Consider the following 22496-nt stretch of genomic DNA (forward strand, 5'->3'; position numbering starts at 1 on the left):
TCTTTATCCATAGTCAAATATAAGTTATTCCCTTTTCGCAACAATTGACGGAAATGGACGTTCTTTCTACTATAAAAGAAGGTTCAAAGAAGGAGGATGAAAAATGGGAAGAAGCCGGCGCATCTGGAATCCGGACGCATATGAACATGTAGTGATGAGAGGCAATAACAGGCAGGCGATTTTCCAGGGAGAAGCGGATAAAGCTGCTTTTTTCAGGGTATTAACCTATGCCCACAACAAATATCCATTTACGATTCTGGCATATTGCCTGATGACAAACCACTATCACTTGTTGATAAAGTCGGCCGAAGTGCCGTTGGGAAAACTGATGGCCCTTATTAACAAACGGTACAGTGATTACTATAAGAAAAAATATAACTACAGCGGCTATTTTTACGAAAGCCGCTATTACTCCAGTAAAGCCATCACCCATAAAAGTACTCTTGCCATCAGCCGCTACATCCATAGAAACCCTATCAATACCGCTGAACCGATGGTGGAGGATATGAAGGATTATCCATACAGCTCCTACAGGTTATACGCAGCGTCCCACCGTTCTCCATACGATTTCCTCGATTTAACGTACCTGCCCACAATTTTACTCCCACCCTATTCCAGTTGTTTAGCGGATTATTTGTTGTATTGCGAAGAGCCGGATCTTCCAAACATAAAAAGCCAAGAAGAGAATTGTTTGGGTGCCTGGCACCCAAACAATATATAATAGAAGAAAAAGGGGCAAGCCGGATGAAAAAAATTGTGATTGGCTTTGCAGTGGCACTGGCTATACCTGTTGTAATCATCATCGGTCTCTTAATCTCGTTATACCTGGAACGGGCCGAAGAATCTCAAGCCGAGGATGACAAAGCAACGGCGTATATTAGCGAAAAATATGGCATGGAGGCTATGATTGTCAATAAAACGGAACCGAATTTCGTCGAATCTCTTGGCTATCAAATGGCTTTTGAGGAACAGCCAGATTTGGTCTTTACCGTCGAAGTGCACTTAGATAATTATGCTACCGTTTACCGCGATGATTATAAGGTTATCCGGGCAACTCAGGAAATTCAGCAGCAAGTCAAAGAGCTGATGCCGCAACTCGAGGAGCTCGGGTTTACGGAAAATCCATCTGAAGAACTGGTCCATCACATTTTAAAGAACATAGCGACAGGCGAGGTGGCTCGCTTCCTGAACTTGTCGTCTGAAAGCGACTACGCAACTTTGGAAATGGCTGAAATTGAGGCGATGGCCACACTGTTCAGACTCGTGAAAGAGCATAACTTGGACATCCATCTCATTGGTTTGGCGAGTAAACAGGATGCGTCGAGCATAGGCATGGATCTGCGCGAAATGGAGGACGTTGACAGCATTGAAGAAATTCAGGCTGCCATCCTTCAGACAAATCCAAGGCTGTTCAATGATGAACTAAATGCCACGTGGCAAGATGCCGCGGCGCAAGCCGAAACAGAACGTTTTCGTTTTCACAACGAATCAGACGAAAACTGGCTCGTGTGCCAACAAGTCAAAAAGGGCAGATGTATCATCCTCAAAGCCACCGTTACTTTTGAAGCGGGACAGTTTAGCAAACAGAACCCGAATTTAGCAGACGATATGGAAGCAATCTTTGGATTTTTCGACGCTATGGAACCTGCCCCTGCCGCAGTAGATCTGGAGTTGGCTGAAGTTGGGTCAGACATGGATCCAAGCTATTTGTCCTTGCACGAACGCCAGGATTTTGAATCCACTGAAGAATTGATTGAAGACATGCTGCATTGGGAGTAGAAAATATTGTACAACTAAAACCAATAGCAGAATAAAGGAGCACACCGGATGAAAAAGAAACTCCCGATGATTTTAGCTGTATGTGTAGTGGCGGTGACTCTAGGCATTCTGATCATCTTCGGTGCCTTGTTCTGGCTTTTTGTTGGCCACGCGAACGATTCTCAAATCGAAGATGACAAAGCGATAGAGTTTATTGAAGAAAAGTACGGCATGGAAGCCAAGATTGTCAGTATTAACGTAGGGGATTTTGTGGAAGGGCAAAGCTATGAAATGGCTTTTGAGGAGCAGGCAGATGTGGTTTTCACCGTCAAAAAAGAGCGGGAAAACGGTGCCACCGTTTATTGGGATGATTATGAACCGGTACTCGGAACTCACGAAGCGCAGCAGCAAGTGAATAAACTGATGCCGCAAATCGAAGAACTCGGTTTTACCAAGCCTTTAGGCGGCCCGATGGTTCGGCATGCGGCAAAAGATACAAAAACAGGCGAGACGGCTCGCAGACTGGTTTTAGAGACGGAAACCAGTTATAAAACCCTCGAGGCGAATGAACTCCAAGGAATCATGAAGCTGTTGGATTTATTAAGAAATCAAAACATCGATGTCCAAGTAATCAAGCTTTCGAACAGGTGGGAGCCGGATGGAATCGTCCTGGACCTTCGCGAAATAGAAGGGATCCAGAGTGTTGAAGAAGTAGAGGCGTATATCGTTTCAAAGACTCCTGGCGATCCAGTTCAGGTTGACGACTAAGCGAGGAAGGAAATGGGAACATGAGGCAAAAAATCAAACCTGGCGTGGCAATCCTTATACTAGCAAGTCTAGCAGCCGTAATTTGGGTATTCTTCAGCTTTCAGAAAGACAACAGGCTGGCTGCAGAATATATAGAAGAAAAGTATGGGATGGAAGTTGAAATCATCAGTGAAACCCAGCCAAACTTCGTGGACGGGCATAGCTACGAAATGGCCTTTAAAGAACAGGAGGACCTGGTCTTCACCGTCACCGAACATGAAGAAAACTACGCCACCATTTATCGGGACGATTATAAGCCATTGCATAAGGCCTACGAAGCGCAGCAGAAGGCAGAGAGTCTCATGCCGCAGTTGGAGGAGCTCGGATTTACAGCTCCTCCAGAGGGGGCGCTCATTGAACAAGTAGTGAAAAACACAATAACCGATGAAGCGGTCCGCTGGCTGGGGCTGGGGACTGAAAACAGTTTTGAAACCATCGAACTGGCAGAAATTGAGGCACTCACAAAGCTTCTGGAGCTTGTAAGGGAACAGAATATTGATGTCCACATCATCAATGTTTCCGATGGCCAGAAAGGAAATGGCGTTGCCATGGACTTGCGCGAAATGGACGAGGTTCAAAGTATCGAAGAAGTGGCGGCTTATATCAATGTCAGCATTCTCAGCGAGTTGGGTCCGGCAGGCGAACGGATGCAAGCCAAATGGCAGGAATCAGCCATTCAATCCGAAACCGAGCGTTTCCGCTTTTATGATGAGTGGAACGATCAATGGATCAGCTGCCACCAGGCGAATGACGCAGGCGATTGCATCAATCTATTGGCAAATATCACTTTCGCTCCAGGCGAACTCAGCCGGCAAAATCCTCATCTCGAGGAAGATCTGGACGCCATCTTCGATTTCTTCGACAGCATCAGGCCCAAGCTGATTGCCGTTGATCTGGTGATGGTCGATCCCGAACGGGAAGGAAACCCGGTCCGCTTCTTTTTAAGGGAACGCGAACAGTACGCCTCGACTGAAGAATTGATCAAGGATCTGGTGAAAGATTAAAAAAAATTGTTTGGGTGCCAGGCACCCAAACAATTAAAAAAGTGAGCTGACCTGCAATGACCCAAAAACCATCCCCAAAAATGAATAAAAACAATCGGATTATCGCCATCTTGTCGGCAGTGTTGCTGCTGGTGATCGCATTTGGCGTCTATTTGCTGCTGAACACAGAAGAACCGGTGGAAGCGCCTGACACCGAACAGGCGCAGCCACAAGCACCTGCAGAGACGGACCAAGAGACCCCTGAAGCAGAAACCGAGCTGTCCTCGATGATCGCCAACGCCAAAACGCATGTCTACACACTGTACACTGACCTTGAGCAGGGTTCAGGCTTCTTGATCAATACACAAGGCGATATCCTGACCAATGCCCATGTCGTCCTGGACGCGACCTACATTACTGTTAAAAACAGCGACGGCCAGGAATTTAACGGCAGGATCATCGGCATGTCCGACACACAGGATCTTGCCATTGTCCGCGTCGATGAGTTGGCCGGCAAAGAGCCTTTGGAGATTGAAATGGAGCCGGTGGAAATTGGAACGCCAGTCGTCGCCATCGGCAGCCCCAACGACCAAAGCAATACGGCCACCACCGGCGAAATCACCGGCACCGATCTTGACTTCCTGGACCAATTCGAATACACCGGCCTGTACGAAATGAATGCAGAAATCGCTCAAGGATCAAGCGGTGGACCGCTCATTGCGGCCGACACCGGCAAAATCCTCGGCATCAACTCGATTATCCTCGAGGAAAAACCGGGATCCGGCTACACGATTCCCATCTACACCATCTGGGATCAGCTGACCGAGTGGGTCGAAAACCCGATCCCTGCCGAAGAACAGGAGGTTGTGCTGCAGGATGTCAAAGACGCCTATTTTGCTGACGACCTGCTGACAAACTTCATCTCCGCCTATTACGAATTAATTCCGTATTCGCTGAACGATGCCGCATCTTCGTATTATCTGTCTTATATCTTGCCTGGCAGTGAAGCAGAGCAGGAAGCCACCGATCTGATTAGTGAACACGCAGAGCAGGACCGCATCTACGGCGCCGTCCAGACAACGGTAACGAGTGTAGAAGTGAACGGCGACAGTGCAACCGTCGAAGCGGAAGCCGAGTTCACTTATCATGGGGAAGCAAGTGGTGAATCGTCTACAGTTTCACATGAAGGTGTTTATACGGTGGTTATCGACGAGTACGGAGACTACCAGATTGAGGACATTGTAAATGAATAAAGAACAGGCTCCTGTGTGATCAATGTTATTTTGTTAGAAGTAAAAAAGTAAACGGATTTTCTTTTTATTTAATGCAATCTCATATCAACAAAGAGCGTTCCGTAATTGAAGGAGGTATTATTATTAAGTATTTACTGTTACTTTTGCTGCCAATGATGTTAGCGGGTTGCTTGCCAGGAAGTGCGGCAGAACAGCCAGAAAGCGAAGTTGGAAAGCCTTTTACTGATCAGGAAGTTTTTGATTTTGCAAAAGAAAAAAAGATTGAACCACTGGCGTTATTAAATACGAAAGATAACAACTACGCTGCATTTCTTGGGGAACATGACGTTTATCTGATGTACGAGGATGACAACGGAGAATTCACTAGCAGCACTGAAAAATTGACGGGAAGCGAAGGTGTGAAATTCGGAACACTTAACTCCGTAGCGTATGCAGTAATCTATGATGATGAACTACTGGAAAAAGCACATGAATTGGAAATTGAATATGAAGGTGGAGTATTCAGTTCTGAATTTATTCTTTCAGAACCTGGTCCATATGCTATATTATATGATTCCAGCCAATTTTTTGAGGATCAAGTAGTCCCGGCTTCTCTTTATATATACGATTCTCACCATAATGTAATTTATAAGGAATCTGTAGAAGAATAATTAAATTTAAAAAGTTCTTAAAGCCCCTATTCTTGAGATGTATATCTCAGAGAATATGGGTTTTTTTGTTCGGAAAACGTTAGTTAACCTCTATAAGCACTCTCTATCATAACGCGCCTCAACATAATGCTATTTATATAGAAGAAACTGAACTTTATCTTAGGAGCAATAGATCGTGTAAGGTTTGAAATCATAGTACTAGCACCTTCGCTAATGCCTGAAGAGCCTATCAGCAGAAACTGTGTAAAACTAATCAAATCCGGGTAAGAAATTAAAAGACGCAACTATTAGCATAAAAGAATCCAGAACTGTTGAGTTAATCTCTGCTTTTCACTCTTCGAAACTACTATCTTATGAAGCTGCTTTATACTAAACGCCTGCTAGTATGAAATAACCTGGAAGAAAGAACGGAAGGCGGCGACTCCTGCGGGGATAGCATGACCCACATCCTGTAGGCCCGAAAGTATTCGCCAGGAGCGATTTCTTCAAACTAATTTGTCCCTTTTTAAAAACAAAATAAAAAAAGGGGACCAGCAAAGGCCTGCTTTCAGCAGACATTCGGGTCACCCTTTTGGAAATCCTATTTGATTAGAAACGTTTGTAGCTGTGGAATTTCTTGCCCCAGTAAGGATCGTTCATGCTCTTGACTTCAGCTTTCGCTCCGCCAGAGTGTACGAACTGGTTGTTGCCGATGTAAATACCAACGTGCGAGATGCCAGCGCGGTATGTGTTGGCGAAAAATACTAAATCGCCAGGCTGCGGGCTGCTTACTTTATAAGTCTCAGCATATTGTGAAAGCGTTGTGCGTGAAACGCTCTTGCCTGCTTGTTTGAAAGCGTATTGGATAAATCCGCTGCAGTCGAATCCAGATGGAGTCGTTCCGCCAAATTTGTATGGAATGCCTTTAAGTGCCAATGCTGCTGAAACGACTGATGAAGAAGAAGCTGTTGAAACTGAAGCTTTCTTGACAGTAGTAGAAGTTAGCAATGTGCTTAATACCCATCCTGATTTGCCGTTGACTTTCACTTTGTACCAAGTCGAGTTGCCGACTTTCTTTTGGTGAGTAGCTGTAGCGATTGAACCTTTTTTAGCCATTGTCACGACTTTGTATTTTGTTCCCGCATCAGCGCGAACGTTTGAGTTGTATTTTGTTTTAAAAGTACCTGATTTTGCAGTTGCTTTGCTTGCTGCAACTTGCTGTACAGATGAAGTAGTAGTTTCGTAAGAAGAAGCTGCGTTAGTCTGAACTGGTTGAGCGGCTTGTGCACCCGTGGCTGAGTTAGCAAATAGCAATGATCCTGCTGTAAGTAGCGTAAAGAAAAGTTTTTTCATTGTTGTTGGTTCCTCCAAGTTTTTTATTATCCAAGTATATGAATTAATAATATTTTGCTCTGTCATTTACTATATAGAGAGAACACATTAAAAACAACGTCAATTCAATTGCAGTTATATTACAGTTGTATAACAAAATAATACTACCCCCAGAAACCCTATAACAGCAGGCTTTCTCAAACAAATAAAAAATGAAATAAAGGTTTATTTTTATGAAAAATGAGTTTCAAGTCATTTTTTTAGTTTGTTTGTTACAATTAATCTCCTAATAAATCCAAATTTTAAATTCCTTCCAGCTTTATTTTAGCTATGCAAAAAAGATAGTAAAAAACTGGATCGTGGACTATATCTCAGGACCCAGTATACGATCATTTTATTATCAAAAAAATAAGATACTATCTAAATTATAAGAATACTTACACTAGAATAATATCCACTTTATTATTTTTGATATAAATCCGCTATTTTGTTGAACTTATGATTTTTGTTTGCTGCTATCCCGCAAATCAGTTACATATCTTTATGAAACAAATAGGAAAACTTATAGACTTGCAAGTGCTCCAATTTAACTCTTAGCGCCGGCGCGTCCAAAGCGACGGAAAAAGCTCATGTTCAACCTATACAGCTTCTTACAATTCTAAGGATTGGAAAAACCGGAAAGCGGGTGGGAGATATGAAAAAGATTTTATCCATCGATGGCGGGGGGGTGCGGGGGATTATTCCGGCGATGCTGCTTGCTGAGATAGAAGCGCAGACGGAAAAGCCGATTGCCGAGCTGTTTGATTTGGTGGTAGGGACCTCGACAGGTGGAATTTTGGCACTCGGGCTGGTTGCGCCGGACAGAAAAACTCCGGCTAACCCCCGTTACACAGCCGAGCAATTTCTCGGGTTTTATTTGGAGGAGTCTCACGAAATTTTTGATAAATCCCTGTTCTATAAAATCACCCGCGGCATTTTTTCTCGCCGCTACCACGCGCGTGCGCTGGAAAAAGCCTTGAAGAAATACTTTGGGCACACCATGCTGTCTGAAGCCTTGGCGTATGTCGTGATTCCGAGCTATGAAATTCATGGGCGTTTCACGACTTTTTTCAAGAGCCGTGACGTGCATACGAAGAAGATTGAAGAGGATGTCTTGATGCGGGATGTGGCTCGGGCGGCTTCTGCAGCTCCGACTTATTTTGTACCGAAAAAGATTCCAGCCTATCCGGGTTCCAGTTTTATCGATGGCGGTGTTTTCGCCAACAACCCGGCAATGTGCGCCTATGCGGAAGCAAAAGAACTTTTCCCGGAAGAAGAGTTGCTGATCGTGTCGCTCGGCACCGGAAATCCGCAGCTGACCATCGAATTTGGGGGCGTCCGAACATGGGGGCTGCTCGGCTGGGCGCGCCCGCTCTGGTATATCCTGATGGACGGCAGTTCGGACGTCGTCCACCATCAATTAAATCATGTGCTGCCGGACCGGCAAGATGCCAAACGCTACTACCGGTTCCAGATTGAGCTGCTCGAAAAAGGCAGAGAAAAGCTCGACGACGGCTCGGAAGAAAACCTGAATGCCCTGGTCGGACTCGGCCAGGAACTGCTCGACGCCAACCGCGAAGACATCCGCAACCTATGCCGGCAGCTAATGGAATAGAGTCTGTCATACAGTTGTAATCAAATCGTAGTGGTTCAAACACCCGCGACAGGCTAAAATGAGAAAGGGAATAAAAGAGTCGAGAAAATAACTCGCTGCATATCGAAGCATTCCGATAGTGGTGAAGGGTGGAACTCCGGCGCAACACCCCAAAAACGATCATTTCACGAAAAACGTTTTACATATAGAGAAGAAGGAGTTGCCCACATGGCCAGAAGATACGACTATATGGATTGGCTGCGGGTCTTGTCGATTTTTGTGGTAGTCGGCATTCATGTAGTTTCGAAAATCATCAACAGCACCACCACGGACGACTGGATCTGGCATTTCGCCAATGTGTTCGATGCCGGCCTCCGCTGGTGCGTGCCGATTTTCTTCATGCTCAGCGGTGCCTTGCTGCTGACGCGCGACAAAGAAGAAAGCGTCTGGCAATTCCTGCAGAAGCGGCTGGCGAAAGTCGTCATTCCGCTGGTTTTCTGGAGCATCATCTACACGCTGTACAATATTTACGAGCTGGGCGAGTCGTATACCCCTTATGAAATCCTGGTCCAATTTCTGACCGACGACGTCTATTACCACTTGTGGTTCCTCTACACCATTACCGGTCTCTACTTGATGGCGCCATTTTTGAAGCTGCTCGTCGACCACATGGACAAGAAAACTTTCCAGGCATTCCTGCTGTTCTGGATCGGCTTTTCCTGTTTCCTGCCGTTCCTGCCAAAGTTCTTCGAGTTTGAACTCGCCGTTACCGCAGGATTGTTCGAGCCATACATCGGCTATTTCCTGCTAGGCGCCTATCTCGTGCTGTATCCGGTGCCGAAAAAATACCTGCTGCCGCTTGGCGGACTCGCCATCATCGGCTATTTTGTCACGCTTGGGGGAACGTATTACTTGAACGCAGGCTTGCCGGCAGGCGAGTTTGATGATTTCTTCTACGAGCATTACCGCCCGAACGCCTTATTCATCACGCTGTTCATCTTTATCGGATTCCAGCACATGAGCAAAAAGATCAAACCGAGCGCTTTGATCACACGGATCAGCACGGCGACATTCGGCATCTATGTCATTCACCCGCTCATCCAGATTTACTTGAATAAATTCTTCGGACTGAATGAAACCACGTTCAACCCGATTATCAGCGTGCCGCTCGTCTGGATCTTAATATTCGCCATTTCGTTCGGCATCATCCTGGCCATGCAAAAACTGCCAGTGATCAACCGATTGGTCCCATAGCAAAAACAAACCAGCCTTCTGTATATAAGAAGGCTGGTTTTGTATTTATGCATGTGCAGATAGAACATATTTTGAAAAATTGAAATGCAGCAAACGTTTATAACCAAGGTTTGCCTGTTAATAAGGATTTCTTAAATAAATAAAGCTGAAGAGTAGGAGCACAATGATGACGGCAGCCAACAAAACAGTGGAACCAACAATCCACTTCTCGCTTTTCTTCTTGATTCCATAGATGATGCCGGCAATCGCAGCCAGTGAAAGAAGAATACTCAGAAACATGCCAAGCCCTCCTGTAACTCTATAAAACTTTGCCTCTATTATACCATCGAACGCCGCAATATCAGGTTCTGCCGCTGAACAGGTTGTGGTAGTTTTCCTTCAGTTCTATAAACGCTTCGGCCGCTTTGAAGTGGGTTCCCACAATAAGCCAGGCAGCTAAGGTGCGCTGCCAGTCTTATTGTGGGAACCCACTCCGTGGACGCAGCTCAGCTTGGGGTTATTTAATAAATAGAAACTAACTAAGTTTGGGGGAGATAGATGGAGTGCAGTTTTAGAATCGCTTGTCGGCGGTGTTGCACGCGCCTTCGCTGGATACTGATAGGATAGATCGATGTTTCTGCCACATTCTTATAAGCCTAATAGTAAGACAGTAGAAGTTACTGTCTTAAATACAACAGCGACATCATCACTTTTAACAAAATACTAAAGAAATCACGCAGGGAGGCGACTCCTGCGGGGAAAGCGAAGTGCCGAAATCCATTCGGGCAGTAGCCCGAGTTAGTTCGGCGCAAGCCCGCGGCAGCTGGCACCGCGACATCCTGTCGCGCCAGCTGCATGACCCACATCCTGTGGGCCCGAAAGCGTCCTCCCGGAGCGATTTCTTCTATACTCTACTCAATACCTATCTTTTGATGCACTTTTTGCCTCCATAAGCCTTTCCTCCTCACTCCCAATTCATTAAATTTACAAAAAGACTCACGAACATTTACAAAAATTAGGTCTCTGTTCACATTCCATTTCGGGAGGCGAAGGGTATACTGGAGTTGTTTCGCAATTCTTACTACGAGGAGATGGATTGATGACGATTCACAAGAAGCTGACCGCTGCAACCGCAGCCTCCGTGTTGGCGATGAGCAGTTTGTTTGCCGCAGTGCCTGCACTTTCAGCACCTGACGCACCCGGTAAAGCAGTCTCGGAAAAAGCACAAAGCAACGGCAAAGGGCATGGGCAAGGCAAAGGACATGGCTGGGGCAAAGGTGGAAACCCGAAAAACGCCAAGGAAGTCTCCCTGCAAATTCTCGGCACCTCCGACCTTCATACCAATTTTGTGAACTATGATTACTACCAGGATAAAGTCTCAAACTCACTCGGCCTCGCCAAAACTGGCGTGTTGATCGAACAGGCGCGTGAAGAAAACAGCAATACGCTGCTGTTCGACAACGGCGATTTGATCCAAGGAACCCCATTCGGCGGCTATAAAGTTTCTGTGGATGCACTCGAAGACGATGAATTGCACCCGGCATACGCGGCGCTCGAATCACTCGACTTTGATGCTTCGACACTCGGCAACCATGAATTCAACTTTGGCTTGGACTACTTGGACAACGCATTAGAAGAAGCGCCGTTCCCAGTACTCAATGCTAACGTCTATGACGCCGAAACTGGCGAAAACCGCTTTAACCCATACACCATCATCGACAAAAAAGTCGTGGATGGAAAAGGCAAGGAACACACCATCCAAGTCGGTGTCATCGGTGTTGTTGCGCCCCAGATCATGAAATGGGACCGCGCCAACCTGGAAGGCAAGGTAACGACAGAAGACGCGGTTGAATCCGTCGAGAAATTCCTTCCAGAAGTCGAAGCAGCAGGCGCTGATGTCGTTGTCGTCCTGTCGCATTCCGGGATGGGCGACGAAACCCACGACATTGGGGAAGAAGACATTACTTATCAGCTGACGGAAGTCGAAGGCGTTGATGCGATCATCACCGGCCACAACCATGACGTCTTCCCAGGCTCGTATTCAGAATTAGCCAACGTCGACCAGGAAAAGGGCTTGATCAACGGCACACCTGTGGTGATGCCTGGTAAATTCGGCAGCCATTTAGGCGTCATTGATCTGACACTGGAGAAAAAGGGCAAAAATTGGACAGTGACCGACGAGCAGGCAGAACTGCGCGCCATTGATGCCACTACCGACGAGGTAGCGGAAGAGGTCGTGGAAGCCGTCAAAGAAGCGCATGAAGGCACCATCGAATATGTTCGCAGCCCGGTCGGCGAAACCACTGCACCGATCAACAGCTATTTCTCATTGGTGCAGGACGATCCATCCATCCAGATCGTCAACAATGCCCAAAGCTGGTACGTGGAACAGCAGAGAACAGGCACAGCGAACGCGGACTTGCCATTGTTGTCAGCTGCAGCTCCGTTTAAAGCAGGCGGACGCAACGGCGGCGACTATTACACCAATATCGCAACCGACCAAATCGCCATCAAAAACGTAGCGGATCTGTATGTCTTCGACAACACAGTCTTCGCGTTAAAACTGACCGGAGCGGATTTGAAAGAATGGCTCGAGATGTCAGCCGGTCAGTTCCTGCAGGTAGACCCAGCAGCAACCGGCGAGCAGCAGCTCATCAATCCTGATTTCCGCACCTATAATTTTGATGTCATCGACGGAGTTACGTACGAAATCGACATTACACAGCCCGCGAAATACGATGCGGACGGCAACACGGTCAACGAAACCGCAAGCCGCATCCAGAACCTTTCCTACGCGGGAGAGGCTGTAGCGGCGGATCAGGAGTTCTTGGTTGTAACCAACAACTACCGTGCAAGCGGCAACTTCCCAGGTGTCCGCAATGCCACGGAGACGATTGACTATGCCTATGAGAATCGCCAAGTCATCCAGGACTATATGGAAGAGCTCGGCACGATCGATCCATCAGCTGACGGCAACTGGTCATTCGCACCACTCACAGGCGATCCAAGCCTGGTATTTGAAACTTCAGCAGCAGCCCAGAGCCTGATTCCTGCAGACAGCGGCATCAGCTACCTGGAAGCCGCAGCAAACGGCTTTGCGAAATACGGAATAACAATCGAGTAATAGAAGCAAGCATCCTGAAAGGGGTGCTTGTTTTTTTATGTACAAAGTAGAAAACGATTCTTATTATATAGAAGGAAAAAATAAAAAAAGTGATTTCAATGAGCGAAAAAATCACTTTGATATCCCTGCAGGTCAAATGAAGGAGTTAGTTCAACAACGGCACTGTTTATGAAATGTCGCTTGCAGCAGATTTTTCGCTATCACACCCATTTTGCTGTTTAAAGCAGCATCAGACATTTAATGAGTGATCTATAAGACTGGTTTAGGTTATACAGAGCATCGAGTAATAGACCCAAAATAAATAAAAAAATATTAAATTATTTCCATTTATACAGATAGTCACGACTATTTTGATGTAATATGAACATAAAGAATTATATATTTCGTATATTATGATGCAAAATATCCAATTTAGATGTATACTAATTAAAAATTTAGAAAATAACGTCTTTTAACCTAGATTTAACTCTAATGTTTCATTATAAGAATTATTCCTGGTACAAATGGCAGTACGCAGGATGTGTGCAAGCTAATAACACTATCTGACATTCTTTAATAATCCAGCAAGGGGGTGAGCGGCTATGAGTGCAAAAACCATACTTATCACCGGAGGCCACGGGTTTATCGGCTCCAATATGATCCATTATTATCTAAACAAATATCCGGATTATCAGCTGGTCAATATCGATTACAATACCGAAGCCGCCAACCCGGATAACATTCCTTGTCCGGATCAGGCCAACCGCTACTCGTTCCACCGTGTCGATATCCGGAATGCTTACGCCATCAGCCATTTGTTTGAGCTTTATGACATCACAGACATTATCCATTTTGCGGCGGAAACGCGCAGCCAGGACCGGGTCGGGGAAATCCGGCTCTACGAACAAACCAATGTGCTCGGCACGATGAACTTGCTGCATGCCGCGCAAAGCGCGTGGATGGCAGGGCCGCATCAGTCCAATCCAAAATATGCAGCGTCGCGTTTCCACCATTTGTCCCTTGCAGAAACGGAATGCGGCACCTTATACAGCGAAAGCAAACAACGGGCCGGTGCCATGATCCAAAGTTTCCATAGAGAGTACGGACTGAATGTCGTGACCACTGCGAGCCCGGAGGTTTTTGGGCCGATGCAGCAGGAAGATGAACTTGTGCCACGCTCGATTCGCCAGGCGCTGGAGGGCAATCTGGTGATTCCAGAACAAGGGCGCCAACGCAACTGGTTGTTTATCGTTGATTTGTGCGAAGCGGTCGACACCGTATTCCATTTGGGAGAAGCGGGATCTCGCTATGAAATCGATTACAATGCCGGTTTGAATGACCGAGAGCTTGCAAAGCACATCACGGCCTTGCTGAACGAACATTTCCAGGGACCTGGCTCTTCTCCGGACCGCAATGAAGAAAATGGAGACGGTCTCCATTCAAGAGCATCCCCACCTGTACAAAAGCCGGTTCTTGGATTTGCGCCGTTTACGCCATTTAAAAGCGGGCTGCGCATTACACTCGACTGGTACATTCAAAAATACAAATATGCCGATTTTCTCAGAAGACGCTAAGGGATACCATTAGACGGGGTGAGTAGATGATTACATTCAGCAATGACCATTTCTTCGATTTCGAAAAACAAGCACGTCCGATCAAGTCGATTGCACTTATTCATAAAAATATGAAACCGGGCGGTGTGGAAATGCTGGTGGTCCGCATGGTCAAATGGCTCAGCGCCCGCGGCTATAACGTCACGCTGTTTCTGTTCAGCAGCGGAGGTCCTTTGCTGCGTCAATTAGAAACCGTTAAAGGCGTGACCATCATAGTGGACGAAGACACGACAGATCCTTCGGTCAATATGTGGCTTGTCACCAAAATGCTGCGTACGCGTTTCGAAGACAAATTCGATTTGGTGTATTCGTTTGGTCCAAAGTCGTTCTTGTTGTCGTATCTTTTGCCCGCAAGCAAGCGGCTGTCTGGCGTCTACCACCCCGAAAGCTACAAACAAGAGCGCACGGAAAAGGTCATCAAAACACTCAAGCTGATCGATCCGAAGTTCCATACAAGGCTGTTATTTATGAACCCGTCTATCCAGAAAATGACCGAGAAGGCGATCGGAGAGCCCTTGAATAATTCGATCTTTCCGATGCCGCTGGATTTCTGCTCGAACAGCGAAACGCAGGGCAACTTCGAGTCGCGCCGCATCGTCTCTATAGGACGGCTGGCACATTTTCGGACGTATAATTATTACATGATTGATATCATGGAAGAGCTGATCCAACTCGATCCGAAATTTACATACCATATTTACGGGTCTGGACAGGACGAAGACGATCTTCGGGAGAAAATTGCCAATTCCCCGGCGCGTGACCATATCGTGATGCACGGAGACTTTGCCACAATAGGAGATAAGAAACGTGCGCTGCAGGATACGTTCTGTTTTGTCGGAATGGGCGTACCACTCATTGAAGCGGCAGGCTGCGGCATTCCGGGAATCACGGCCAAAATCAACGATCCGTTCGGATTGACGGAAGGATTCCTTCACCAATTGCCGCCGTATGAAAGCGGCGATTCGTTCTCCGCAGACAGCGAACTTTTCAGCGTCCAAACGCAAATTGAAAAACTGCTGTCGAGTGAAACGGAATACCGGAAAATGTCCAAGCGCGATCGCATCAAAGCCCGTGAATTTGAAAGCGATCATGTTATGGAGAACTTCATCAAAGAGGCGGAAATCAAGGATTTTTCCTTCCGGCTGCATTGAGTATTAGCAGTAACCTTAAGTCTTGTAATAGGCTGAAAGTTCTACCAATATGAGCTATTAGTTCGGATATTAGAAATTTATGGAGTGAAATATGCCATTTTGACTAGTGATTTTAGTCAGAAGATACTATAATGGAAATATTAGTAGGAGGAAGATGCAACGGACCTATATAGATCAATAGGAAAGTGAGATGAAAGGCTTATGACGGAGTACGACTCTTACAGAGAAAAAGTAGAGCGGCGACATAACAAGGCCTTGGTAGAAGTCATGGAAGACCTCTACGTCAAGAACAACTTAGGGCCATCGGTTAGCGCAAAGCAGCTTGGTATGCCGCGGCAAGCCTTTATGCACTTTGTTCAAGAATACGGTTTAAAGCAACTCAAGTATGGTGACTATAAAAAAAGTGATGATTTTATCGGAGCGCCAGATGGTCCAGTAAAATAGCCCACAAAACCCGCTGCCTGATCGACAGGAGCGGGTTTTTGTGTGGAGAAAATTTGAGAGGGATAGATAAAATGTTGTGTAGGTGCCAGGCACCCGCTCAATTCATACCCACAATGATAGCAAGTTCGCTCTCATATCTAAGCGCAGGCGCGTGCACTTTCGCCGCCATGCGGTTCCAGAACCACTATTCTACTATCCCCAACAAACTCCTGTTATTTGCTGAGTATTTCAAGTCTTAAGCTGAGGCGCGTAAAAGGAGGGGACGGAGCGATAAGACTGGCAGCGTTTCTCAGCTGACTGGCTTATCGCGGGAGTCCACTCCAAAGCGACCGAAGCGGCTTATAAAATCCTTTAAAACATAAACTTCACAAAAAGAAAAAGCGCAATCCATAAAAGGACTGCGCTCAAATCTATTACATATCCAAATGCTCTTTTAACGTCGTCTGGATCTCTGCCAGTTCAGCATCATCCATCATATAATACCAAATTCCGTTGATAGTCTCACCAGTACCATCTTCAACAATGATCTGATCGACAGTGCCGATCGCATCACGGTAGTTCGACTGCACATCCATCATCTCGTCAAACGTCATGTTCGTGCGGACGTTGTTGCCGAGAGCGTCAAAAATGCCTCTATAATTCAACAGGCTGTTAACCGATGCGCCTTCTTTCATGATTGCTTGGATCACCTGCTTCTGCCGGTTCTGACGGCCAAAGTCGCCTTCTGGATCCTGCTTGCGCATTCTCACATAGCCTAATGCTTCTTCGCCATTTAACTCAATGTTCCCCGCCGCAAACTCGTCAAACGCCATCGCATTGTTTACTTCCACGCCGCCGACTGCATCGACGATATCCTGGAAGCCTTCCATGTTCACTTGCATCACATAGTCAATCGGAATATCCAATAAGTTTTCAACAGTAGCCATCGACATTTCGATGCCGCCGAATGCATACGCGTGGTTGATCTTGTCCATCGTACCGCGTCCGACAATCTCGGTATACGTATCACGCGGAATTGAAACCATCTTCGTGGATTGTTCTGCTGGGTTTACTGTCAATACAACCACGGTATCTGAACGGCCGCGGTCATCTTCGCGTTCATCAACGCCAAGCAGCACTACGGAGAAAGGATCTTGTTCGCTCAACACTACTCCTTGATCGGTTGTGCGTTTTTCTGATGCTTCGCGTTCGATCGGCTCATGAATTTCTTCCAGTGTATTGGTGAAGCTATTGTAGACAGTAAACAAGTAAATGCCAAGGCCAATAACGATCAATCCTAAAATTCCTAAAACCCACGGCCATTTTTTCTTCTTGTTCTTTTTCTCTCTTCTGCTCATTTAACAAATTCCCCTTTAGTCAGCGATAAAATACGCTTCCAATTCTTGTGCCCATGTCTCTGCGCCTCTGTCATTCGGCAACCCATCTTCTGTTAAATAATCTTGGAGCTGTTCGTCATCTGTATCTGGCCATGCGGACCAGTGGTCAATATAAGGATAACCATTAATCGATGCAAATTCCTCAAGTGCCGTAACTTGTGCTAGATAATAGCCAGCGCCGTATATTGGCTGAGGCGGATGAAGCACAAGAACGGAATCTGCAACTTTAGCCGTCATATCAGATTCAAAAGCACCGATATGTTCACGCTCTTGTTCAATGGCGATGCGGTCATTGTTCATCAACGTCATCGGCTCCAACAGCACTAAGTCATAGCCCGCCGACAAATCAACGTTAACCAAAAACTCGGAAGTTCTTACTACTGTAACGACATCAATTTCGATAAAGTTGCCATACGCTTCCTCTAAAGAAATTTGCAATTGCTCTGCGTAGCCGGGTTCACCGGATTCAAGTGCTGCCGAACCGGCAATGAGCATTTTCAAGCTCTCGCCGTCGCTTCTGTCTGCAAATAACTGTTGGACTTCGTCATCCATATTAACAGTTAAGTCTTCGATGTTCACAGAATCGACACTTTCTGAGGTTTCAGGCTCTTCTTGTGGTTCGGCAGAAGTCTGTGCGTCAGCTTCTTTTGGCTGCTCCAATACATTTTCTAGTCTGTCTTGCCAGATTAAGTAGCTAAATATTAGTGCAATGATACAAATAATAACAGCAATTATTGCTCCAATTTTATACAATTTCATGGTATACCCCTTTCAAAAAAACCCATTCTTACAAATAAAGATAGCATAAATAATTCTAATAGCCTACATAACTTTTTAAAATTGGAAGTTCCTTCGACTCTTACCTATGCTATACTATTTTAAGTTGTTTATGAATCAAAAATGATAAGAATTTGAAAATAAAAGGAGATAATCACCACATGGAAGAAACCATCAGCTTACAAGACCTCTTTAAAACCCTGAAAAAAAGGGCCGGGTTAATTGCACTTATGACGATTTTAGCTATTACGATCGCAGGTGTCGTATCATTTTTAGTCTTAACCCCGATGTATGAGACTTCGACACAAATCTTGGTTAATCAGGAAGAGACAGAAGCCAGCCAATTGACAAACCAGAACATCCAAACTGACCTTCAATTGATCAATACATATTCCGTTATCATCAAAAGCCCGGCGATTTTAGACGAAGTATCAAGCCAACTTGGCCTTGATATTTCCGTTGAGCAGCTAAATAACAAAATTACTGTCGCTACTGCTGAGAATTCTCAAGTGGTCAATATTACTGTACAAGATGAGGATCCTGCAGTGGCAGTGGACATCGCCAATACAACAGCTGAAGTGTTCGAAGGCGAAATCATGGAATTGATGAATGTCGATAACGTCTCAATTCTTTCACCAGCAGTTTTAAAAGAAAATCCGGCGCCAGTTGCACCGAATCCAATTTTGAATATGGCCATTGCGGCTGTGATTGGCTTGATGCTCGGAGTTGGTATCGCATTCTTGCTTGAGTACTTGGATACGTCCATTAAGACGCAACAGGACATTGAAGAAATTCTTGGAATTCCAATGCTTGGAATCATTTCTCCTATTAAAGAAGAGGCAAAACTGGAACAAACTACTACATCGAAGAGAAGGGCGGGATAACGCAATGGCGAGAAAGAAAAAGGTATTGCAGGAAACTGCGCGTAAACTGATTTCATTTACAACACCACGTTCATTCGTATCGGAACAATTCCGTACCTTGCGCACAAATATTAACTTTTCATCACCGGATGCAGAAATCCGTACATTGGTTGTCACATCAGCGGCACCGTCAGAAGGAAAATCGACAACATCCGCAAACCTGGCAGTTGTTTTTGCCCAGGAAGGCAAAAAAGTTTTGTTGGTGGATGGCGATATGCGTAAACCGACGACGCACTACACATTCCGTATGGGAAACACAGTGGGCTTATCAAGCGTCTTAACGCGCCAAAACTCTATCCAGGAAGTCATCCGTCCAACAGCGGTTGAGCGCCTGGACTTAATGACTTGCGGCCCAATTCCACCGAATCCGGCTGAATTGCTTGCTTCTAAATCGATGACAGCGTTAATCGAACAGTTGAAAGATATGTATGATCTTGTAATTTTCGATGCTCCGCCTGTTCTTTCTGTAACCGATGGACAGATTCTTGCAAACAAATGTGAAGGCACTATCTTAGTGGTTAGTTCAGGCAATACGGAAAAAGAAATGGCATTAAAAGCAAAAGAAGCCATTGAATCTTCTAACAGCCGCCTGATTGGCGCGGTGTTAAATAACTATGCCTTGGCAAAAGACAGCTACTACTATCAATATTATGGAAATACAGAGTAAAAAGGATTTTCCTTTTTACTTTTTTTTAAGCACCTGAGGAGGACGACACAATGATCGATACACACGCCCACATACTGCCCGGTCTTGATGATGGGGCTGAAACGATGGAACAGACAAAACGAATGCTGGAAAAAGCAGTCGAAGAACAATTGACGGGCATTATTGCCACGCCTCACGCATTTCATCCGAACTTCAATACAAACCTCGCTGCCTTAAAAAAACAATTAGAGCTGGTCAACAGCTACATTGCACAAGAGCAGCTGCCAATTAAGATATACAGCGGACAGGAATGCCGGCTGAGTGAAAAGCTGCCGGAAAAACTGGAAGCAAAAGAAGCATTAACGATGGCGGGATCACGTTATGTTCTGCTGGAATTGCCATCCTCTGGAATTCCGGCGTACACCGTTCCCATCATCCAGCAATTGATCACACGCAACTATGTGCCGATTATTGCCCATGCGGAGCGCAACCAAGGCATCATCGAAAAACCTGAGCGGTTGAAAAAGCTGCTTCTCCATGGTGCGATGGCTCAGGTTACTGCAGGATCCGTAGCAGGGAGCTTCGGTAAAGCCATCCAACGCACTGCAATGACTCTAATTGATGCTAATTTGATTCATGTTTATGGCTCAGATGTTCACAGCCTGGACAAGCGGCCGTTCCTTTTCAACGAAGGCCTGGATTACCTCGAGAAAAAGAATCAGCACGACATGGTTGATATTTTCCTGGAGAACAATGACCGCATCCTACTGGATGATCATTTACATGTTTTAGAGCCGGAAGACATCCGTAAAGGGAAATGGTGGAATATATTTGCTTAATAAATAATAAAAAAGTATTATTTTGTTTATAAAATCCTATCATTTCCAATTCATAGTATGCTAGAATGAGAAAAGATTTTTACTGACTTATGAATATAGTACTGGATAACGAAAGGATTGACCCTATGTCTCTGAAGAACCGTGTTTCATTATTGTTAATAGTGGACTCATTAATTGTATTTTTCTCTGTGTTTGTCGGCTATTATGTGCTTTATCCCTATACGGATGTACTTCAAAATCAGTTTCTTTTGGCAAGCGCTTTAACAATTTTCATCGCACATCACGCTTTAGCTATGTACTATGGCTTATACCGCAAAGTGTGGGAATACGCTTCTATTGGTGAACTAACCTCAATTTTCAAAGCTGTAAGTTGGTCAATCGTAGTAATTGGTCTTGTGCAGTATATGTACAGAGGAGATGTCTTGTTCCGTGCACTGGCTATCACATGGATGCTGCATCTAATCTTAATTGGTGGTTCGCGCTTGTCCTGGCGCTTGTTCCGGGATAAAAAAATCAGGCATAAGGATTCAGAGCTGAAACGTACCTTAATTATAGGGGCGGGAAAAGCCGGAACCTTAGTGGCTCGTCAGTTATTGACAAATCCTGAAAATGGTTTATTGCCTGTTTTGTACGTTGATGATGACAAAAATAAACAAGGCCTTGATATTTACGGAGTACGTGTTGTGCATGGAGGTACGCAGGACATAGCTGATATTGCGAAAGATAACTTAATTGATACTATCATCATTGCGATTCCATCACTCGGCAAACAGGAAACCGCCGAGTTGATTAAAACCTGTATGGATTCAGGAATACGCACACAAACAATTCCCCTAATTGAAGATATCATGACCGGTAAAGTGTCGGTGACAGATATCCAGGATGTCAAAATCGAAGACTTGTTAGGTCGCGACGAAGTCAAGCTGGACATGGACAAAATTGCCAATCAACTGACCAGCAAGACCATCCTGGTGACTGGCGCAGGCGGTTCGATTGGCTCCGAGATTTCCCGCCAAATCGTCCGCTTTGGTCCAAAAAGGCTATTGCTTTTAGGGCACGGGGAAAATTCGATTTACCTGATTGATATGGAGCTTCGTCAAAAGCTGCCTCCTGATACTGAAATCATTCCAATAATTGCCGATGTTCAAGATCGTGAACGTATCCTGGAAATTATGGAAACGTACAAACCTGATGTTGTCTACCATGCAGCGGCGCATAAGCATGTGCCGTTAATGGAAGGAAATCCGATGGAAGCGGTCAAGAACAATGTTTACGGTACAAAGAACGTTGCAGAAGCGGCGCATTTGAGCGGCGTAGGCAATTTCGTTATGGTTTCGACTGATAAAGCAGTGAACCCGCCGAACGTCATGGGTGCAACAAAGCGCTTTGCAGAAATGATTGTTCAAAACCTTGCTAAACGTAGCGATACGAAATTTGCGGCTGTACGTTTTGGTAATGTACTCGGCTCCCGTGGCTCAGTTATTCCTTTGTTTAAGAAACAAATTGCGGCTGGTGGTCCAGTTACAGTGACAGATCCTCGTATGACTCGTTATTTCATGACGATTCCTGAAGCTTCTCGTTTAGTTATACAGGCTGGAACATTAGCAGAAGGTGGAGAAGTGTTTGTTTTAGATATGGGAGAACCTGTGAAGATTGTCGATTTGGCACAGAATTTGATTCGCTTGTCTGGTTATTCTGAGGGTGAAATTGGTATCAATTTTTCCGGAATACGTCCAGGAGAAAAACTATTTGAAGAACTATTAAATGAAAACGAAATTCAAACAGAGCAAGTGTTTCCGAAGATTTATGTTGGGAAAGCGAATCCGGTTAGTGAGGGTGAGTTGAAATATCTTTTGGAGAAATTTCCTCGGATGCAAGGTAATGAAGTAAAAGATGTCTTGATTGAGTTAGCAAACAGAAAAAACATTGATTTGAATGATAAAAAGTTACTAAAAGTCAGTAACTGATAGGAATACTATGTTTTAATAAAATAATA

At 45.3% G+C, this 22496-nt stretch carries 20 protein-coding genes; 16 read left to right on the forward strand and 4 right to left on the reverse strand.

The annotated features are described in order from the left end of the window. Positions 1–103 precede the first annotated feature (103 nt). The 6 genes from QOZ98_RS05855 (at position 104) to QOZ98_RS05880 (ending at position 5451) form a co-directional block, all read left to right on the forward strand. Positions 104–721: a transposase gene (locus QOZ98_RS05855; RefSeq protein ID WP_308786541.1), complete on the forward strand. Its 618-nt coding sequence runs from the start codon at positions 104–106 to the stop codon at positions 719–721. A gap of 23 nt (positions 722–744) precedes the next feature. Then, positions 745–1779 carry a hypothetical protein gene (locus QOZ98_RS05860; RefSeq protein ID WP_308786542.1) on the forward strand — a complete coding sequence of 345 codons (1035 nt, stop codon included), beginning with the start codon at positions 745–747 and terminating at the stop codon, positions 1777–1779. Between the two features lie 48 nt (positions 1780–1827). Then, on the forward strand, positions 1828–2526 hold the full coding sequence (locus tag QOZ98_RS05865) for a hypothetical protein (RefSeq protein WP_308786543.1): 699 nt from the start codon (positions 1828–1830) through the stop codon (positions 2524–2526). A 20-nt stretch (positions 2527–2546) separates the two neighbouring features. Next, on the forward strand, positions 2547–3569 hold the full coding sequence (locus QOZ98_RS05870) for a hypothetical protein (RefSeq protein ID WP_308786544.1): 1023 nt from the start codon (positions 2547–2549) through the stop codon (positions 3567–3569). A 56-nt stretch (positions 3570–3625) separates the two neighbouring features. Continuing rightward, complete coding sequence (locus QOZ98_RS05875) at positions 3626–4801, forward strand: trypsin-like peptidase domain-containing protein (RefSeq protein ID WP_308786545.1); 1176 nt, start codon at positions 3626–3628, stop codon at positions 4799–4801. Between the two features lie 71 nt (positions 4802–4872). Beyond that, positions 4873–5451: a hypothetical protein gene (locus QOZ98_RS05880; RefSeq protein WP_308786546.1), complete on the forward strand. Its 579-nt coding sequence runs from the start codon at positions 4873–4875 to the stop codon at positions 5449–5451. Between the two features lie 588 nt (positions 5452–6039). Here the strand turns inward: QOZ98_RS05880 and QOZ98_RS05885 are convergent. Next, a complete protein-coding gene (locus QOZ98_RS05885) occupies positions 6040–6783 on the reverse strand; it encodes a C40 family peptidase (RefSeq protein WP_308786547.1) in 744 nt (247 codons plus the stop codon). Positions 6784–7456: 673 nt separating this feature from the next. Between QOZ98_RS05885 and QOZ98_RS05890 the strand changes: the two genes are divergently transcribed. Both QOZ98_RS05890 and QOZ98_RS05895 read left to right on the forward strand, forming a co-directional pair. Beyond that, positions 7457–8416, forward strand: a complete 960-nt coding sequence (locus tag QOZ98_RS05890) for a CBASS cGAMP-activated phospholipase (protein ID WP_308786548.1) — start codon at positions 7457–7459, stop codon at positions 8414–8416. A gap of 207 nt (positions 8417–8623) precedes the next feature. After that, positions 8624–9649, forward strand: coding sequence for an acyltransferase (locus tag QOZ98_RS05895; protein WP_308786549.1), 1026 nt, complete (start codon positions 8624–8626; stop codon positions 9647–9649). A 117-nt stretch (positions 9650–9766) separates the two neighbouring features. Here QOZ98_RS05895 and QOZ98_RS05900 read toward each other — a convergent pair whose 3' ends face one another. Next, entirely contained in the window at positions 9767–9928 is a 162-nt protein-coding gene (locus QOZ98_RS05900; protein WP_308786550.1) for a hypothetical protein, read from the reverse strand. A 799-nt stretch (positions 9929–10727) separates the two neighbouring features. Between QOZ98_RS05900 and QOZ98_RS05905 the strand changes: the two genes are divergently transcribed. From QOZ98_RS05905 to QOZ98_RS05920, 4 genes are all read left to right on the forward strand, one after another. Beyond that, positions 10728–12752 (forward strand): bifunctional 2',3'-cyclic-nucleotide 2'-phosphodiesterase/3'-nucleotidase, encoded by a 2025-nt coding sequence (locus QOZ98_RS05905; protein WP_308786551.1) that lies wholly within the window; start codon positions 10728–10730, stop codon positions 12750–12752. Positions 12753–13333: 581 nt separating this feature from the next. Next, on the forward strand, positions 13334–14305 hold the full coding sequence (locus tag QOZ98_RS05910; RefSeq protein ID WP_308786552.1) for a GDP-mannose 4,6-dehydratase: 972 nt from the start codon (positions 13334–13336) through the stop codon (positions 14303–14305). A 26-nt stretch (positions 14306–14331) separates the two neighbouring features. Continuing rightward, the gene (locus tag QOZ98_RS05915; protein WP_308786553.1) at positions 14332–15495 is read left to right on the forward strand and encodes a glycosyltransferase; all 1164 of its coding nucleotides are present in this window, start codon (positions 14332–14334) and stop codon (positions 15493–15495) included. A 201-nt stretch (positions 15496–15696) separates the two neighbouring features. Further along, positions 15697–15939 carry a hypothetical protein gene (locus QOZ98_RS05920; protein WP_308786554.1) on the forward strand — a complete coding sequence of 81 codons (243 nt, stop codon included), beginning with the start codon at positions 15697–15699 and terminating at the stop codon, positions 15937–15939. Positions 15940–16352: 413 nt separating this feature from the next. Here the strand turns inward: QOZ98_RS05920 and QOZ98_RS05925 are convergent, their stop codons facing one another. Both QOZ98_RS05925 and QOZ98_RS05930 read right to left on the reverse strand, forming a co-directional pair. Then, entirely contained in the window at positions 16353–17276 is a 924-nt protein-coding gene (locus QOZ98_RS05925) for an LCP family glycopolymer transferase (protein WP_308786555.1), read from the reverse strand. A 15-nt stretch (positions 17277–17291) separates the two neighbouring features. Further along, complete coding sequence (locus QOZ98_RS05930; RefSeq protein WP_308786557.1) at positions 17292–18074, reverse strand: SGNH/GDSL hydrolase family protein; 783 nt, start codon at positions 18072–18074, stop codon at positions 17292–17294. 179 nt (positions 18075–18253) lie between these two features. Here QOZ98_RS05930 and QOZ98_RS05935 point away from each other — a divergent pair, with 179 nt between their 5' ends. The 4 genes from QOZ98_RS05935 to QOZ98_RS05950 all read left to right on the forward strand — a co-directional run bounded on the left by QOZ98_RS05935 (position 18254) and on the right by QOZ98_RS05950 (position 22467). Continuing rightward, the gene (locus tag QOZ98_RS05935; RefSeq protein ID WP_308786558.1) at positions 18254–18976 is read left to right on the forward strand and encodes a YveK family protein; all 723 of its coding nucleotides are present in this window, start codon (positions 18254–18256) and stop codon (positions 18974–18976) included. 4 nt (positions 18977–18980) lie between these two features. Continuing rightward, positions 18981–19682: a CpsD/CapB family tyrosine-protein kinase gene (locus QOZ98_RS05940; protein WP_308786559.1), complete on the forward strand. Its 702-nt coding sequence runs from the start codon at positions 18981–18983 to the stop codon at positions 19680–19682. A gap of 50 nt (positions 19683–19732) precedes the next feature. Then, positions 19733–20500: a tyrosine-protein phosphatase gene (locus QOZ98_RS05945; RefSeq protein ID WP_308786560.1), complete on the forward strand. Its 768-nt coding sequence runs from the start codon at positions 19733–19735 to the stop codon at positions 20498–20500. Between the two features lie 125 nt (positions 20501–20625). Then, entirely contained in the window at positions 20626–22467 is a 1842-nt protein-coding gene (locus QOZ98_RS05950; RefSeq protein ID WP_308786561.1) for a polysaccharide biosynthesis protein, read from the forward strand. Positions 22468–22496 lie beyond the last annotated feature (29 nt).

The organism is Planomicrobium stackebrandtii (assembly GCF_030814955.1).
GTDB classification, from domain to species: domain Bacteria; phylum Bacillota; class Bacilli; order Bacillales_A; family Planococcaceae; genus Planococcus; species Planococcus stackebrandtii.